The following is a 14,681-nucleotide window of genomic DNA, read 5'->3' as shown; positions in this document are numbered from 1 at the left end:
GATACCGATCTCGGTGGGGGCTACGGCAGGGCCGAGGCATTGGCCTCGGCATCGACGGTGGGTGCCAACGTCTTCCGTGGTTCCGTAGGGAGTTTTCGGCCCGGCATCCACCAGTTGGCTTCGCCCATCAACTTCACCAGGGCGGGAACGAGGAGCATGCGGACCAGGGTGGCGTCGATGACGAGGGCGATGACCATGCCCAGGCCGAGGAAGCGCATCGGGGTCAGGGGGGACAGCGTGAACGCCCCGGTTATCAGTATGAGAAGGGTTGCGGCGGCTGTGATTACGCGGGCCGTCTGGACGGTGCCGGTGCGGACGGATTCGGTGGTGTCGGCGCCGGCATCGTGGGCTTCCTTCATGCGGGAGAGGAGGAACACCTCGTAGTCGGTGGAGAGGCCGAAGACCACGGCGATAATGAGGACCATCATTCCGGCGGAGAGTGGGCCGGGGCTGATGCCCAACGTATCGGCCAGATGACCTTGGTCGAAAATCCAGGTGAGGACGCCGAAGGTGGCGGCCAGGCTGAGGAAGGCCATGAGTACGGCCTTGATGGGCAATACTATCGAGCGGAAGGTCAGTACCAGCACCAGCAGGGTCGCCGCGACCATGACCAGGATCATCAATGGCATGGCATCGAGGACCGCTGTCACGCTGTCCACGGTCGCGGCACTCTCACCGCCAACGGTCAGGTCGACACCGTCGATACGCAGGTCGCGTATGTGTTTCACGGTCTCCTGCGCGGCGGGGGACCGGTCCGGCGCGGCCAGTGCGGTGTGAATGACGGCGGCCTCGTCGCGGGTGCCGATATTGAGCGCCTGCCGCACACCGGGTACCGCGCCGAGTTCGCGCAGCACGGCCGCGACGGTGGCGGGAGCCGGTGCGGTGCCGTCGGTTTCGCGCAGCAGTATGGTGGCACCGCTATTGGCGGCGGGGAAGCCCGCACTCAATTCCTCGACAGCGACCCGGGTTTCATTGCCCGCGGGCAGCGCGGTGTGGTCGACATCGCCGAGCCGAACCCCGGTCAACGGGGCTGCGAGCACGAGCAGCAGTGCGCCGACCGCGAGGGCGACGGTGCCGGGTCGGCGCATCACGGCGGTGACGACCCGACCCCAGAAGCGTTGTGCACGTACCTCGGCGCGCTCGTAGGCGTCCGCGCGCCAACTCCACTTGCGGATGCGCGGGCCGAGCAGCGTGAGGGCAGCGGGCAGGGCGGTAATCGAGAGCAGCGCGGCCAAGGCCACGGCCGCGATCGCACCGAACCCCAGGGAGCGTAGCACCGCCTGCGGGAAGACGAAGGTACCCGCGAAGGCGCACATCAGCAGTAGCGCGGAGCAGGTGACCGTCCGGCCCGCCGTGAGCAGTGCCCGGGTGACGGCTTCATCGACCGACCGCCCCTGCGTCAGCTCCTCACGGAACCGCCCGACCACGAAAAGCCCGTAATCGATCGCCAATCCGAGCCCCAGCAGTGAGACGACATTCATCGCGAATACGCTGACCTCGGTGAACTGGGCAATGAGCCCCACCGCGCCCAGCGCACCGATCACGGCGAGCGAGCCGACCGCCACCGGGAGCAGCGCGGCGACTATCCCGCCGAACACCAGCACCAGCACAATCGCGGTGAGCGGTATCGAGATCGCCTCCGCGACTATGAGATCGCGCCGGGACTGATTACTGATCTCATCGGCCAGCGCGCTGTAACCGGTCAGCTGGGTGCTGATACCCGAGACCTTCAGTTCAGCGGCGATCTCGGGAAAGACCGCGATCCGGCGGTTGTCGTCACCGGCCGCGAAGACGACCGCCAGAGCCTGACGACCATCGGCGGAATGCAGGTACTGCTGTCGTGCACTGTTCCAATAGGTTTCGACCGGCCGGTCGAGCAGCGCGGGGTCGATCCGGCCCACCGCCTCCTGAATCCGCGGCCCGATATCGGCGAGGGTCTGCCCCTCGGGCACGGTGTAGATGGCGATGATGTCCGGGTTCTGCGGCCCCAGCGTGTCTTTCACCCACCGGTCGACAGCGGTGGATTCCCCGCCCGGATCGGTGAACCCGGCGGCGCTCACCTTATCCGCGAGTCCGGTCGCGAATACTCCGCACAGCAGGGCGAACAGCACGGCCGCCGCCAGCACCAGTCGCGGGCGGGCGACGACCACCCGCGCCCACGCGGTCATGACGCCGCCGAATCCGATTGTGCGAATTCGGTTTCGAGGGTGTGGACAATCCGGTCCAGCAGGGCTTCGAGACGGTCCGGAATACCACGTCCACTGCGTGCGGAGACGGTGAGTTCGGTCCGCCCACCGGCTTCGGTGATACCGAAAAGCAGCGGCATGGCGACACTGTGCTGCGGCAGGATTCGTACCGAGGTGGGCGTGAAGCCGGGTACCGCGAGTTCGTCCAGGTCGTAGCGACCCATATGGGAAACGGTGGCCGAGGCGAGATTGAAACCCCAGCGCGAGCCGACGACATTCAACACCCGCAGGAGCGAACGCCCCACGACCGGAGGCAGTTTCGTCAGCCCACTATTGTCCATCTGATTGAGCTCCCGGCGCTCCCGCAGACCGGTGCGCTTCAATTCATTGAGCTGCTTGGCATTCACGCCGGGTCGCACATCGAGGAAGAGCGGCAGGGCCAGATTGCCGGTGGACCGCAGCTCCGGATCGTGGCGGCGCAGATCGACCGGAATCATAATGCGCGATTTCGGCCCACCCTCGTCGACGAGAATCGACGCGACCCGCATGAGCGCTCCGGGACCGGTGGCGTGAATGGTGCGGGTGCGCAGTAGATGCCGGTGCTCACCCGGCTCCTGCCGTCCGCGCCCGACAGCGGACCGGAACCTCGGATTCATGAGTGTCGGGCGACCGGGCGCACCCACCTGCCGCACCAGCTCGTAGTCGGCCACCGGGTCGGCCGCGCCCACCGGCTCCTCGCCGCGCAGCACCCGCAACACATCGGTGGCGAACATGACCATGCCCATACCGTCCATGACGCCGTGGAAGACGCGGAATACGATGGTGGTGGTCTCGCCGGTCAGCAGTAGCAGCTCCACCGTCGATTCCGGGGTGGGACCGATCGGGCTGGTGAGCACCGGATCCGCTTCCAGCGCAGGGTATTGCAGCGTGTGCGCGACCACCCGCACCGCGGGTGCGACCCCGCTGTCCACCCACCACTTGCCGTCCCGGATCAGCCGCGCACCGGGATTGGCCGCCGCCGCCACGGCAACCGCACGCCGCAGCTCCTCGGGATCAACCGTGCCCGTACCCTCCACAGCCAGCTGCATGAGGAATGGCGCGGCCAGATCCCGCATCGGGAAGTAGAGGAATTCGGTGGGGGAGATGGGTCGGCGGAAGCCGGTGTCGTTGCTCATAACTCGCCTCTGCTGCGCGGTCACCGACGAGACGGTCACCGAATGTTCTTGGTCAATTCCTCGACGCCGCCCTGGGTTTCGAGCCAGGCCAGGAGTTCGGTCAGTCCGGTCGCCCGATCCACGACCGGCTGATAGCCGAAATCGCGGGTGGCGGCCGAGGTGTCGTAGGTGGCGGTCCGGGTCATCAACGCCACCACGTAGCGCGAAAGCGGCGGCGACCACCGAGTGGCCACATACGGTATGCGCCAGATGGTTTCGATCACCGCGACGACGGCGTTCAGTACCTTCGGATTCGGCTGCCGGGAGGGCTTCGCATAGCCGAGTTCAGCGGCCACTTCGCCGAGGAAGCCCCACACATCGGTCTGCTCCGCATCGGCGACGAAATATGCCTTACCGCCGATATTCTCGGACGCCGCGGCCCGCACGGCGGCTTCGGCGATATTGTCGACATGGCACAGCGAGGCGTGCACCTGCTTGCCGAACGACAGGTCCGGCAGTGATTCTTCGGCGGCCTTACCGAGCAGTCGCACGATGGGACCGCTCCGGTCACCCGCACCCCAAATGGCCCGAGGCCGCAGCGCACAGGTTGCGAAGTTCGCCGAATCGGCTGCCAGCACCGCACGTTCGGCAGCGGCCTTGGTCTCCGAGTAGAGATTCAGGTACCGGCGCGGGTAGGGCAGTGATTCGTCCACGAGAACCTGATCGCCACCATCGCGATCCATCAGCGCACTCGGGCTGGAGATGAAGACGAACTTCGCCGCCCCATTGCGCTTCGCCGCAGCCAGCAGCTGCTCGGTGGCGGTCACATTCTCGGCCCAGAACTGCTGCCGGGTACCGCGCTCATCCACCCGGGCGGCGCTGTGGAACACCACATCCACGCCCTTGGTCGCATTGTCGAGCGAGGCCGTGTCGGTCAGATCACCGGTAATGACCTCGATCCGGTCGATCACCTCCGCGAGATCGCCCAGATTGCTGGTGGGCCGCGCCAAAATCGCCACATCGTAGGAACCGTCGCGGATCAGACGACGCACAATCGCGCCGCCCAGGAATCCGGACGCACCCGTCACCAGCGCCTTCATACTGTGTCCACTATGTATGACCGGAGGCCCTGCGTGGTTACGCAAGCTGCCTCCTCCGGGCCTTGACCGTTCATGCTGGGCTCGCCTCCTGCGTCTTCCACCACGTGAGTCCGAAGATCTGCGTCAGCACGGCCGTCTCGACCGGCGACTTACCGCTGCCCTCGGCCGCGCGCAGCGCGGCCGGGATCTGGGCCGCGTGCACGACGATGCTGAGGAACGCGTCGATCCAGAAGACCGCGCGCAGTAGCCGATTGGCGGGTGCGCGACCGGTCAGGGCGGCCATCAGGCCGATCGCGAGGTACAACCACCCCAGGATCGGGACCGACCGCAGTGCCAGTACTTTCATCGTTTCTCCGCTCCGAGCTGACGTTCCGCCCAGACCGCCAACTGCTCGCGGCCGATCTTGGCATTGTGCCGAATATCGACGGGGAATTTCGGATGGAACAGGAATCGGGAAACCTTGGCGGTGACCTCGAATTCGGCCGCGCGCTGCCGCAGCGCCACGGAGACCGAGTCGACGTCTGCGCCCTGATCGGCCTCCACACACAGCACCGGCTGCTGCCGTCCGCGCTCGCCGACACCGACGAGAGCGGTCCGGGCCACGCCGGGCACGATATTGAAAACCTGCTCGACCTGCACGGTGAACACCGGACCGTCGGCGGTGTGAATACGCTGACTCTTGCGCCCGCAGAACCAGATTCGGCCCTCGGCGTCGAGCCAGGCGAGATCGCCGGTGCGGTGCCAGATCACATCGCCATCGTGAATCTTGCCCGCGACATTGGCCTCCTGCGGCCAGTAGTACCGCGTACTGACATTCGGCCCGGAGACCACGAGCTCACCAATACCATTGGTGGCGTACAGGTCTCCGGATCGCTCGTCGGCATCGGCCCAGGTCGGAATCGGCTCATCGGTAATCGCGACAACCCGTGCCCGCACGCCCGCACTGGGCCGCCCGATACAGGTGCCCTCGCCCTGCTGCGCCCGCACCACCAGCCCGTTGAACAGTTCCCGCGATTCGATGGTCGACATGGGCAGTGCCTCGGTGGACCCGTATCCGGCGTGAATCTCCGCATCCGGGTTCAACACCTCACGCAGGCCCGCGATGCACCAGTTCGGCACGGGCGCGCCACCAGAGTAGATGCTGTGCAGCGTAGGCACTTCCGTGCCCTGCTTCTCCAGATGCCGGAGTAGCGGAATCAGGACGGCGGGTGAGGCGAACATGGTCCGCACCCCGAACCGATTGATGGCATCGACCACATGTGCCGGATCGGTGGAACCGACCTGGCTCGGAATCAGTGGCGGCAGTACACACCGCGAGCCGAGCAGCATATCGAGAATGCCGACCAGCGGCAGCGTAATGAGCGAGGTGCCCGGTGCCACCCGATTGCGGGCCGCATCCACCTGATCGACCATGGCCGAGAGGTTTCCGTGCGTCATCTCGACCGCCTTGGCGGGACCGGTACTGCCCGTGGTGTAGGCGATGAGCAGCAGTTCGTCGTCCGGTGCGGGCACCCGCTCCGGGAGCTGCCCGGCCGGTGTGGTGCCCCAGCTCGCCAGCGTGGGTCCTCCCCAGAACCAACGCTTGCCGACCGTGACCGTCACTCGAACATCGCGGAAGTAGCGCCGGAACAGCACCCGGGCGGCATGTGCGGGCGGAATACCGATAAAGGCTTCCGCATCGACGGCGCGCAGGCACCGCAGCATCTTGGTCAGCCCCATACCCGGATCGATGGCTACGGGTACCGCGCCGATCTTCAACAGCCCCAGCATGATCGCGTACAGCTCGGGGCTGGGCAGTACCAGCACGATGGTGCGGGTGCCGCGACCGACACCGGCGGCCGTGAGCCGCTCGGCGATGGTGTCGGACCAGGCGTCGAGCTCGCGGTAGCTGAGCGTCCCGTAATCCGGCAGCCCGGCCGGGCTCTTACCGTCCGGGAAAATCACCGCCTCGCGGTCCGGCTGGTCGGCCACGACCGCCCGAAAGCGGTCGAGGGCCTTCCAATAGGTCCCAGCGGTCACGCCGTGGCTCCGGCGAGGGCGGGCAGCCGGTAGAGCACGGCCGCGGCGGACGGCCCGGCACCGGCGGCGACGAACAACACCTGGGCGAACTCGCTCAGCGAATCATCCTGCGCCGCAGCATCATAGGCCAGAGACAGGGTGGCAGTGTGCGGGTCGCCCTGCGACAGGTCGGGAGTCCGCACCGCCTCCGCCGCGATACCCAATTCGGCCGCCAGCCGCTCCGGGAACGCCGCGCTCGGCGTGGAGGCAATCAATACCGTTGTGGCGGGATCGAATTCACCCGCCTCGCCGAGCGCGGCCCGAGCTGCCCGAGCGGCGACCGCGAGCAGCCGGTCTTCGGCATCCGGTTCCCGGTCGACGGTCATGAGCCCGCGACCCTGATTGCCCATGGTCGAAATATCGACATAGGACTCGACGGCGGGCGTACCCGCACCCGACACCGTGTGCACCCGGCCGAAGCCCTCCGGCTCCTCGGTGATCTCCAGCAGGAGCGCGGCACCGGAGGTGGCATAGGGGAATTCGTCGTCGCCGACGCCGCGGGACAGCGACGGGTGGGTGTCACCGGAGACCAGCAGCACATGGTCGGCGCTACCGGTAGCCAGTACCGACTGGGCCACCTGCACGCCGTTCAGTACACCGACCGCGCCGTTCATGAGATCGAAGGAGAACGACCGCGGATCTTCCTTCGTGTAGTCGAGCCCGATACCGGCGGCCTTTTGAATCAGCGCCGAGATGGCCGGTTCCACGGTGTTGTTATCGCGGAAGACCCCGGTATTGATCAGCACGCCGACCTGATCGGGCCGCACGCCGGCCCGCTCCAGGCTCTGCTTCGCCGCGCGAGCGCTGTGCTCGACAATGCTGAAGGTGTCGGTGGTATCCCGGCTGGTGCCGGTGGATTTGATGCGCACGCCCATGTCAGACCTTCAGGGATGAAATCGTGGTGGACAGGAACCCGGCGACCACGCCGGAAGCGGCCGGAACCATCAGGACCTTGGATCCGGACGGAATCGACTGCTGGCTGAGCTGATCGTGCAGCACGATGAAATGCGAAGTGGTGGAAGTGTTTCCGTACTTCTCGATGACATTGAGATCTGGCGGCATCGGTACGCCGAACTCGCGCTCGGCGATGGCATTCATGTACGGAATGGCACCCGCGCCGAACTGGTGGTGGATCATGTAGTCGAAATTCTCGTCGGCGAAGCTGCCGCCCTGGTTCTCCAGGTACCCGCCCTGCGTGTCGGTCCACAGCAGGAACCGCGACTCGTTGTGCATCTTCCGGTTATCGGTGTAGAGCGCAACGCCCTGCGACTTCTCACTGGGCATGCCCAGGCAGAGGTGCGAGAACTCCGATGCCGTGGTCAGCTCGATGTAGTGGATCTTGTCGGCGTCGTCGACCGCCTGATCCAATACGACGGCCGCACCGGAGTCACCGACGGTGAGCGAAGCGAATTGCAGATCGTATTTCTCGGATATTTCTTCGACCGCGGTTTCCGCGATAGGCGTGATGGCCTCACCGCTGACTACAATTCCGCGCCGAACAGTGCCCGAACGAATCATTCGATCGAGAATGTAGGTTCCGGTGAGCATGCCAGCGCAGGCATTCGAGAGATCGAAGGCGATAACATCCTCGCGTGCCCCGATAGCACGGCCGATGGCACCGGCGAACGACGGTTCCATATACATCTTGGTGCCGTCTTTACTGCGCGTGATCGAGGTGGAGATGATCACGTCCAGATCGCTGCCAGAGTACTGTGACCTCGAAAGACAGTCCTCCACCGCGTTCATGGCAAGTGTGAATGAATCCTCGAGATTATCGGGCTCGGTCGAGCGGAAGCGCCGTTCCTTAACGCCAGTGATCTTTTCGAGATCGAAGCCGGGTGATGCTTTCAACTGGGATACGAGTTCTTCGGTGGTGACGCGTTTCGACGGTAGATAAGCGCCGATCGCCTCGAATCGAGAATGCGACACGGAAACTCCTGGGAAGTAGGGAGCAATTCATTCGATAGCCGGGATGCATAGAGGCTACCCGACGGTAACTACGTCCGCGACAGCATCGATCGAGGGTAACTGTCTGAGACATATTGGTCGGTCGGTTTTTGTATAACCGCCGGTTGCAGTAAATGTCGCCGGTTGGGCTACCGGTGGATTCGTGATGATGAGCTGGGGATGTCGATGCCGTCGGTGGGCCGTGGACAACAGGCGGTTACCGAGTGCTCGCCCGATCCGGAGTCGATCTCGATTATCGGACTGACAGTTTCGCTGTGAGTGACTTCACCGAGCACGCGCCTGGAAGTGCCCGGTGATCACCGCTGGTCCGTACCGGTCCGAGAGGGCGAGGCAAACTGTCTGGGCGACAGGCATTTTCGCTGTTCACGTGACGGTAGATTTCCCGCACCATTGGCGATTACCGTATGGGAATGCGAATTCGGGCAGCCCTGACCGGCGGTATCGCCGCCATCCAACTGGGAGTTCTCGCGACCGTAACCGGGATCGGACCTGCGGTCGCCGACACCGCCGTACCGGCCTGTGAACAGTGGACCAAGACCACCGTGGCATCCGGCTTCGGCTCGCTGGAGAACCTCGGCTTCGACAACCGCGGCGGACTGCTGCTCTCCGAAATCTCGCTGACCGGCTCCGGCGGGGGAGTTCACCGCCTCGCCGCCGACGGCACCCGCACGCTCGCCGCCACCGTGGAAGCCCCGGGCGGCATAGTCGTTTCCGGCGACACCGCCTATGTGAACTCCGGAAATGCCCTGCGCAGTGGGCTATCCGGCATACCTGACGGCGCCATCCGCGCCATCGACCTGAATACCGGCGCGGTGACCACCGTGGCGACCGGACTCAGTATGCCCAACGGTCTGGCCCGACTCCCCGATGGCGGCTTCGTCGTCAGTCGCGATCTGGGCGCGGACACCACGCTCACCCGTATCGCCCCCGACGGCAGCACCGCGCCATTGGCTCCGCAGCTGACCTCCACCAATGGACTCGCCTATGACCCGGCCAGTCGAAAGCTGTTCGTCTCCACCACATTCGACGCCACCACGACAATCGCCGCCATTGATATCGATCGCCCGGACGTGCCGCCGCTCCGCATTACCGTGCCGGGCCTGGGGCCGCTCAACTCCGCCGACGATCTCACCGTCGGCGCCGACGGTGCGGTGTACGTGGCGTTGAATCTGGCGGGACAGGTGGTACGTGTCGATCCCGATACCGCCCGCACCTGTGTTGTCGCCGAAGGGCTTCCGTTCGTCACCTCGGTGCGGTTCGGCTCGGGTCCGGGCTGGGACTCGCACTCGCTGTACGCCACCAGTTTCCTCGGCACGGTCACGAAACTGACGCCCTGACAGCCCACCCGTCACCTCGGTGCGTAACCCGACGCGCCGGGGCAGCATGCCGGAATGACGGGTGAGGGCGGCTTATGCCTTGGGCTCCACGTACTTCGGGAATACGACCTCCGGCTCGGGCAGCGTGATACCCGGCTCGAGTGCGGTGGCGACATCGGCGAATTCGCGTCCGGTCTGGCCCAGCAGATCCAGAATCTTGCCCGCCGCACCGGGAATCACCGGCTGCACCAGGATCGACACGATCCGCAGCACCTCCATGGTCACGTAGAGCACGGTGCCCTCCCGGGCGACGTCCTCGGGCGTACCCGACTTGGCCAGTGTCCACGGTGCCTGCGACGAGAAGTAGCGGTTCGTCTCGCCGAGGGTCAGCCACAGGTGCTCCAGGCCGAGATGAAGCTGCTGCTGGTCGTATTCGGCGCGCACCTTCTCCAGCAGTCCACGGGCACGGTCGAGCAGCGCCGTGTCCTCCTCGGTGAATTCACCGGGAGTCGGTACGGCACTTCCGAAGTCGCGCGCGACCATCTTCAAGCAGCGCTGCGCCAGATTGCCGTACTCATTGGCCAGATCGGAATTGATCCGCCCCACAATGGCCTCATGGCTGTAGGAGCCGTCCTGCCCGTAGGAGATCTCCCGCAGCAGGAAGAACCGCACCGCGTCCAGCCCGTAGGTGTCGACGAGCTCCATCGGATCGACCACATTGCCGACCGACTTCGACATCTTCTCGCCCTTGTTGTACAGGAACCCGTGCACGAAAACGCGTTTCGGCAACTCGATCCCCGCCGACATCAGGAACGCGGGCCAGTACACACAGTGGAAGCGCGTGATGTCCTTGCCGATGATGTGCACATCCGCGGGCCAAAACTTCTGGAATGATTCGGAATTCGTATCGGGGAAGCCGGCACCGGTGAGGTAGTTGGTGAGCGCGTCCACCCATACGTACATGACGTGCGCCGGATCGCCCGGTACCGGCACACCCCAGTCGAAGGTGGTGCGGGAGATGGACAGGTCCTTCAGGCCCGCCTTCACATAGGAGACGATCTCATTGCGTCGCGTCGAGGGCGCGATGAATTCCGGGTGCCGCTCGAAGAACTCGAGCAGCTTGTCCTGATAGTTGGACAGGCGGAAGAAGTAGTTCGACTCCTCGGTCCACTCGACCGGCGTCTTGGTGTCGGTCGAGATGCGGGTGCCGTCCTCGAGGACGGTGGTCTCCTCGGGGGTGTAGAAGGCCTCGTCGCGCACCGAGTACCAACCCGCGTAGGTGTCGAGGTAGATATCGCCACTGGCGGCCATCCGCTCCCAGATGGCGACCGACGCCGCGTGGTGATCGGAATCGGTGGTCCGGATGAACCGATCGAAGGAGATCTCCAGGGCCTTGTCCATGCGTTCGAACACATCGGAGTTGCCCGCCGCGTACTCCGCCTCCGGTACACCGGCGGCCTTCGCGGCCTGCTGCACCTTCTGGCCGTGCTCGTCGGTACCGGTCAGGAAGAACACGTCGAATCCGTCGAGCCGCTTGAAGCGGGCGAGCGCATCGGTCGAGATGTACTCGTAGGCGTGTCCGATATGCGGCGCGCCGTTCGGGTACGCGATGGCCGTGGTGACATAAAAGGAGGGGCGATCGGATGCACTCATGGTGTGTCTACTCTAATCTGCGTGCCCCCAGCCGCTCGCCTCAATATCCCTGGAACCGGTGGTGTCGATGCGTAACACCCGACCCGCACCGGAACCGCCGGAACCGCTGTCCCCCCTGGTGGACGCGCATACGCACCTCGACGCGTGCGGTGCGACCGATGCGGAATCGGTTGCGGCCATTGTCGATCGGGCCGAAGCCGTCGGTGTGCGCCAGGTGGTCACGATCGCCGATGATCTCGATGCCGCCCGGTTCGCGGTCCGTGCGGCGAATTGGGATCTGCGGGTGTTCGCGGCGGTCGCACTGCACCCGACGCGGGCCAACGCGCTCGACAACGCCGCCAAGGCCGAGCTGGAGAAACTCGCCGCTGACGAGCGCGTGGTCGCCATCGGGGAGACCGGTCTGGACTACTACTGGCCCGGCAAACTCGACGGCTGCGCCGATATCGAGGAGCAGGTCGAGGGTTTCCGCTGGCATATAGACCTGGCCAAACGCCTCGACAAGCCGCTCATGATCCACAACCGCGAGGCCGATCACGATCTGCTGGCGGTACTGCTGGATGAGGGCGCGCCCGAGACGGTGATCTTCCACTGCTTCTCCTCCGACGCGAACATGGCCATCGCATGCGCGGAAGAGGGCTATGTGCTGAGTTTCTCCGGCACCGTGAGTTTCAAGAACGCTCATGAATTGCGGGAGGCGGCGAAGCTGGTTCCGGACGAGTTGATCCTGGTGGAAACCGATGCGCCGTTCCTGACCCCGCATCCGTTCCGGGGCGCGCCGAACGAGCCGTACTGCCTGCCGTACACGGTGCGGGCGCTGGCGGAGGTGCGCGAACAGGACCCGGCGAAGCTGGCCAAGATCACGACCGCGAATGCGCGGCGGGTGTACGGAATCTGAGCCGCGTCATCCGGTGTGTCCCCACGTAGGGGGCTCGTCATCTCGGCATGTGTGCGGTCGGGATCCAGGATCACTCATAAGGGGTGTGGATTCCGGCCAAAAGCATGCCGGAATGACGAGGGCGGCTCCGGAATGACGGAGGTAGCTCGCAGGAATTGTGCGAGGTCGGCCCCGACTCGCGCGATGTGGTTTGTCTCACTATGATCTAGCCGAATCGTGACCAACCTGCAGTTCGATATCGGTTCGTTATTGTGAAACACGCCGGTACGCGCGTTTAGGTTGTCAATTCCTAACCCCCTCGTTATCGTACTGTGACCATGCCGGGATTCCCCATGAACGCGTTGATTAAGATCAACTCGTCGCGATCGCCATTGCTGTACGGCGCGATCGCGGCGATGCTCGTCACGCTCATCGTCGGCGCGGGACTGGCCATCCTGAACCACAAGACGGTCACCGTCGTGGTGGACGGCCAGAAAATCACCCAGAGCACCATGTACCTCGATGTGCGCGGTGTGGTGAAGGCGGCCGGATTCTCGATCGACAGCAAGGACGACGTCAGCCCGACGGCGAGTTCGAAGGTCTCCGACGGCGACACCATTACGCTGAACCGGGCCCGCGAGGTCGCACTCACCGTCGACGGCCAGCAGCAGAAGGTGTGGACCACCGCGCTCACCGTCGCCGAGGCGCTGGTCAAACTGAGCCTGCCCAGCGATGTATTCACCTCCCCGGCCCGGCCGACACCGCTGCCGCTGGAAGGCGGACAGCTGCTCGTCACCAGTCCGCGCACCCTCGAACTCGCCGATAACGGCGGCGCTCCCATGCTGGTTCGGCTGGCCGCGCCCACCGTCGGTGAACTACTGAAGGTGCAGGGCCGTCCGCTGGTCAATCAGGACACCGTGGAACCGGCCGCGAGTACCCCGCTCTCCGATGGCATGAAGATCGTCGTCACCCGCCGCGTGGTCGAGAATCACACCGAGCGCGGGCTGGCACTGGATCCGCCGGAAATCGTCATCGAGGATCCGGAACTCAATATGAGCCGCACCGTCGTGGAGAATCCGGGCGTACCCGGCGTACACGACGCGACGTTCGCGGTCTCCATCGTGAACGGCAAGGAGGCGGGCCGGGAGCTGATCGACTCGAACGTTCTCGTCCCGGCTCAGCCGAAGACGGTGCGCAAGGGTGCGAAGCCGGGCACCGAGGTGCCGGAGGTTCAGGACGGGGCCACCTGGGATGCCTTGGCCCAGTGCGAATCCGGTGGCAACTGGGCCATCAATACCGGCAATGGGTACTACGGCGGCATTCAGTTCGACCTGAATACCTGGCAGCGTCAGGGCGGCACCCGCTACGCGCCCCGCGCCGACCTGGCCACTCGCGAAGAGCAGATCGCCATCGCCGAGGTGACCCGTCAGCGTCAGGGCTGGGGTGCCTGGCCCTCCTGCACCAGCCGCATGGGCCTGAGCTGACTCCCGTCCTCCGTCGTTTCGGCTACATCAGCGCACCGCCGTCGACGCGGAGTTCGGTGCCGGTCATATAGCGGCCGTCCTCGGACGCCACCATCGCCACCACACCGGCGATGTCCTCCGGCTTGCCGAGCGCCCCACCCTCGAGCCAGCCCGGCAGTCGCGCCATCAGGCTCCAGTCCGCGTCGGCGGGCACATCCAGCCCGGCTGTGATGGCGGTGCTGATGCCGCCCGGAACGATATTCACCGCGCGCAGACCCTTTTTCGAGTATTCGAGGGCGAGGGAGTGGGTGAGCGCATTGACTCCGGCCTTCGACGCCGCGTACGCGCCCATATACGGGGCGGCACCGAAAGCGCTTGTGGAGGAGAAGTTCACGATTACCGAGTGCTGCGATTCCAGCAGCTGCGGCAGGGCGGCCTGAATCATCAGGAAGGTGCCGGTGAGGTTCACCGTGATCACCTGATTCCAGGTTTCCAGGGGCATCTCGTGCAGGTGTCCGGCGCGCATGATGCCCGCGGCATTGACGAGAACATCGAGCCCGCCGAGGAATTCGATCGCCTCGGTGACGGTGGCGAGGGTCGATGCCTGGTCGGCGACATTCAATTCCATGGTGCGCAACCGCTCGCGCTGGTCGGCAGGGGCGGCCTCCACGGTGGAGGCGAGTCCGGTGGCATTGATGTCGGCGGCGACCAGGTGAGCGCCCTCGGCAAGTAGTCGCAGGGCGATGCCCTGACCGATTCCCGAGCCGGCTCCGGTGACAATGACGCGACGTCCGTCGTATCTGCGGTTCATCGACCGAAATTAGAACAAGTTATAGATGCGGTCAATGGCGCGTGCGGGTTCGGAGGCGGGGTCGAACTGGGCGGCATGCGTGCTGGTTACACGCTGGC

Annotated in this window: 12 protein-coding genes; 3 read left to right on the top strand and 9 right to left on the bottom strand. The window is 65.1% G+C overall.

Annotated elements, in window-relative coordinates; translation table 11 throughout:
- Nucleotides 1-20: 20 nt before the first annotated feature.
- The 7 genes from NU1_RS06045 to NU1_RS06015 form a co-directional block, all read right to left on the bottom strand.
- Nucleotides 21-2,168, bottom strand: coding sequence for an MMPL family transporter (locus tag NU1_RS06045; protein ID WP_067518175.1), 2,148 nt, complete (start codon nt 2,166-2,168; stop codon nt 21-23).
- Nucleotides 2,165-3,361, bottom strand: coding sequence for a peptide synthetase (locus NU1_RS06040; RefSeq protein WP_067518173.1), 1,197 nt, complete (start codon nt 3,359-3,361; stop codon nt 2,165-2,167). Before NU1_RS06040 ends, NU1_RS06045 begins: the two co-directional genes overlap by 4 nt.
- A gap of 35 nt (nt 3,362-3,396) precedes the next feature.
- Nucleotides 3,397-4,440 (bottom strand): NAD-dependent epimerase/dehydratase family protein, encoded by a 1,044-nt coding sequence (locus tag NU1_RS06035; RefSeq protein ID WP_067518171.1) that lies wholly within the window; start codon nt 4,438-4,440, stop codon nt 3,397-3,399.
- A gap of 70 nt (nt 4,441-4,510) precedes the next feature.
- Nucleotides 4,511-4,786, bottom strand: coding sequence for a hypothetical protein (locus tag NU1_RS06030; protein ID WP_067518170.1), 276 nt, complete (start codon nt 4,784-4,786; stop codon nt 4,511-4,513).
- Nucleotides 4,783-6,459, bottom strand: coding sequence for a fatty acid CoA ligase family protein (locus NU1_RS06025; RefSeq protein ID WP_067518168.1), 1,677 nt, complete (start codon nt 6,457-6,459; stop codon nt 4,783-4,785). The genes NU1_RS06030 and NU1_RS06025 overlap by 4 nt, the downstream gene beginning before the upstream one ends.
- The gene (locus tag NU1_RS06020) at nt 6,456-7,373 is read right to left on the bottom strand and encodes a beta-ketoacyl-[acyl-carrier-protein] synthase family protein (RefSeq protein WP_067518166.1); all 918 of its coding nucleotides are present in this window, start codon (nt 7,371-7,373) and stop codon (nt 6,456-6,458) included. Before NU1_RS06020 ends, NU1_RS06025 begins: the two co-directional genes overlap by 4 nt.
- A gap of 1 nt (nt 7,374) precedes the next feature.
- Entirely contained in the window at nt 7,375-8,427 is a 1,053-nt protein-coding gene (locus NU1_RS06015; protein WP_067518164.1) for a 3-oxoacyl-ACP synthase III family protein, read from the bottom strand.
- A 449-nt stretch (nt 8,428-8,876) separates the two neighbouring features.
- On the opposite strand from NU1_RS06015, the gene NU1_RS06010 reads away from it, so the two are divergent.
- The gene (locus NU1_RS06010) at nt 8,877-9,803 is read left to right on the top strand and encodes an SMP-30/gluconolactonase/LRE family protein (protein WP_067518162.1); all 927 of its coding nucleotides are present in this window, start codon (nt 8,877-8,879) and stop codon (nt 9,801-9,803) included.
- Between the two features lie 72 nt (nt 9,804-9,875).
- Here the strand turns inward: NU1_RS06010 and metG are convergent, their stop codons facing one another.
- Entirely contained in the window at nt 9,876-11,435 is a 1,560-nt protein-coding gene (gene metG, locus NU1_RS06005) for a methionine--tRNA ligase (protein ID WP_067518161.1), read from the bottom strand.
- 67 nt (nt 11,436-11,502) lie between these two features.
- Here metG and NU1_RS06000 point away from each other — a divergent pair, with 67 nt between their 5' ends.
- On the top strand, nt 11,503-12,330 hold the full coding sequence (locus NU1_RS06000) for a TatD family hydrolase (RefSeq protein ID WP_067518159.1): 828 nt from the start codon (nt 11,503-11,505) through the stop codon (nt 12,328-12,330).
- Between the two features lie 332 nt (nt 12,331-12,662).
- Complete coding sequence (locus NU1_RS05995; RefSeq protein WP_067518399.1) at nt 12,663-13,793, top strand: resuscitation-promoting factor; 1,131 nt, start codon at nt 12,663-12,665, stop codon at nt 13,791-13,793.
- Between the two features lie 22 nt (nt 13,794-13,815).
- Here the strand turns inward: NU1_RS05995 and NU1_RS05990 are convergent, their stop codons facing one another.
- Nucleotides 13,816-14,583, bottom strand: a complete 768-nt coding sequence (locus NU1_RS05990; RefSeq protein WP_067518157.1) for an SDR family NAD(P)-dependent oxidoreductase — start codon at nt 14,581-14,583, stop codon at nt 13,816-13,818.
- Between the last annotated feature and the right edge of the window lie 98 nt (nt 14,584-14,681).

It is taken from the genome of Nocardia uniformis NBRC 13702 (assembly GCF_001613345.1).
GTDB classification, from domain to species: domain Bacteria; phylum Actinomycetota; class Actinomycetes; order Mycobacteriales; family Mycobacteriaceae; genus Nocardia; species Nocardia uniformis.
The sequence above is the reverse complement of the archived record's forward strand: the minus strand, read 5'-3'. Positions and strand labels throughout refer to the sequence as shown.

Excerpts from the sequence above, each read along its gene's own strand:
- NU1_RS06045 (WP_067518175.1), bottom strand. The coding sequence starts at position 2,168 with ATGACCGCGTGGGCGCGGGTGGTCGTCGCCCGCCCGCGACTGGTGCTG.
- NU1_RS06040 (WP_067518173.1), bottom strand. The coding sequence starts at position 3,361 with ATGAGCAACGACACCGGCTTCCGCCGACCCATCTCCCCCACCGAATTC.
- NU1_RS06035 (WP_067518171.1), bottom strand. The coding sequence starts at position 4,440 with ATGAAGGCGCTGGTGACGGGTGCGTCCGGATTCCTGGGCGGCGCGATT.
- NU1_RS06030 (WP_067518170.1), bottom strand. The coding sequence starts at position 4,786 with ATGAAAGTACTGGCACTGCGGTCGGTCCCGATCCTGGGGTGGTTGTAC.
- NU1_RS06020 (WP_067518166.1), bottom strand. The coding sequence starts at position 7,373 with ATGGGCGTGCGCATCAAATCCACCGGCACCAGCCGGGATACCACCGAC.
- NU1_RS06010 (WP_067518162.1), top strand. The coding sequence starts at position 8,877 with ATGCGAATTCGGGCAGCCCTGACCGGCGGTATCGCCGCCATCCAACTG.
- metG (WP_067518161.1), bottom strand. The coding sequence starts at position 11,435 with ATGAGTGCATCCGATCGCCCCTCCTTTTATGTCACCACGGCCATCGCG.
- NU1_RS06000 (WP_067518159.1), top strand. The coding sequence starts at position 11,503 with ATGCGTAACACCCGACCCGCACCGGAACCGCCGGAACCGCTGTCCCCC.
- NU1_RS05995 (WP_067518399.1), top strand. The coding sequence starts at position 12,663 with ATGAACGCGTTGATTAAGATCAACTCGTCGCGATCGCCATTGCTGTAC.
- NU1_RS05990 (WP_067518157.1), bottom strand. The coding sequence starts at position 14,583 with ATGAACCGCAGATACGACGGACGTCGCGTCATTGTCACCGGAGCCGGC.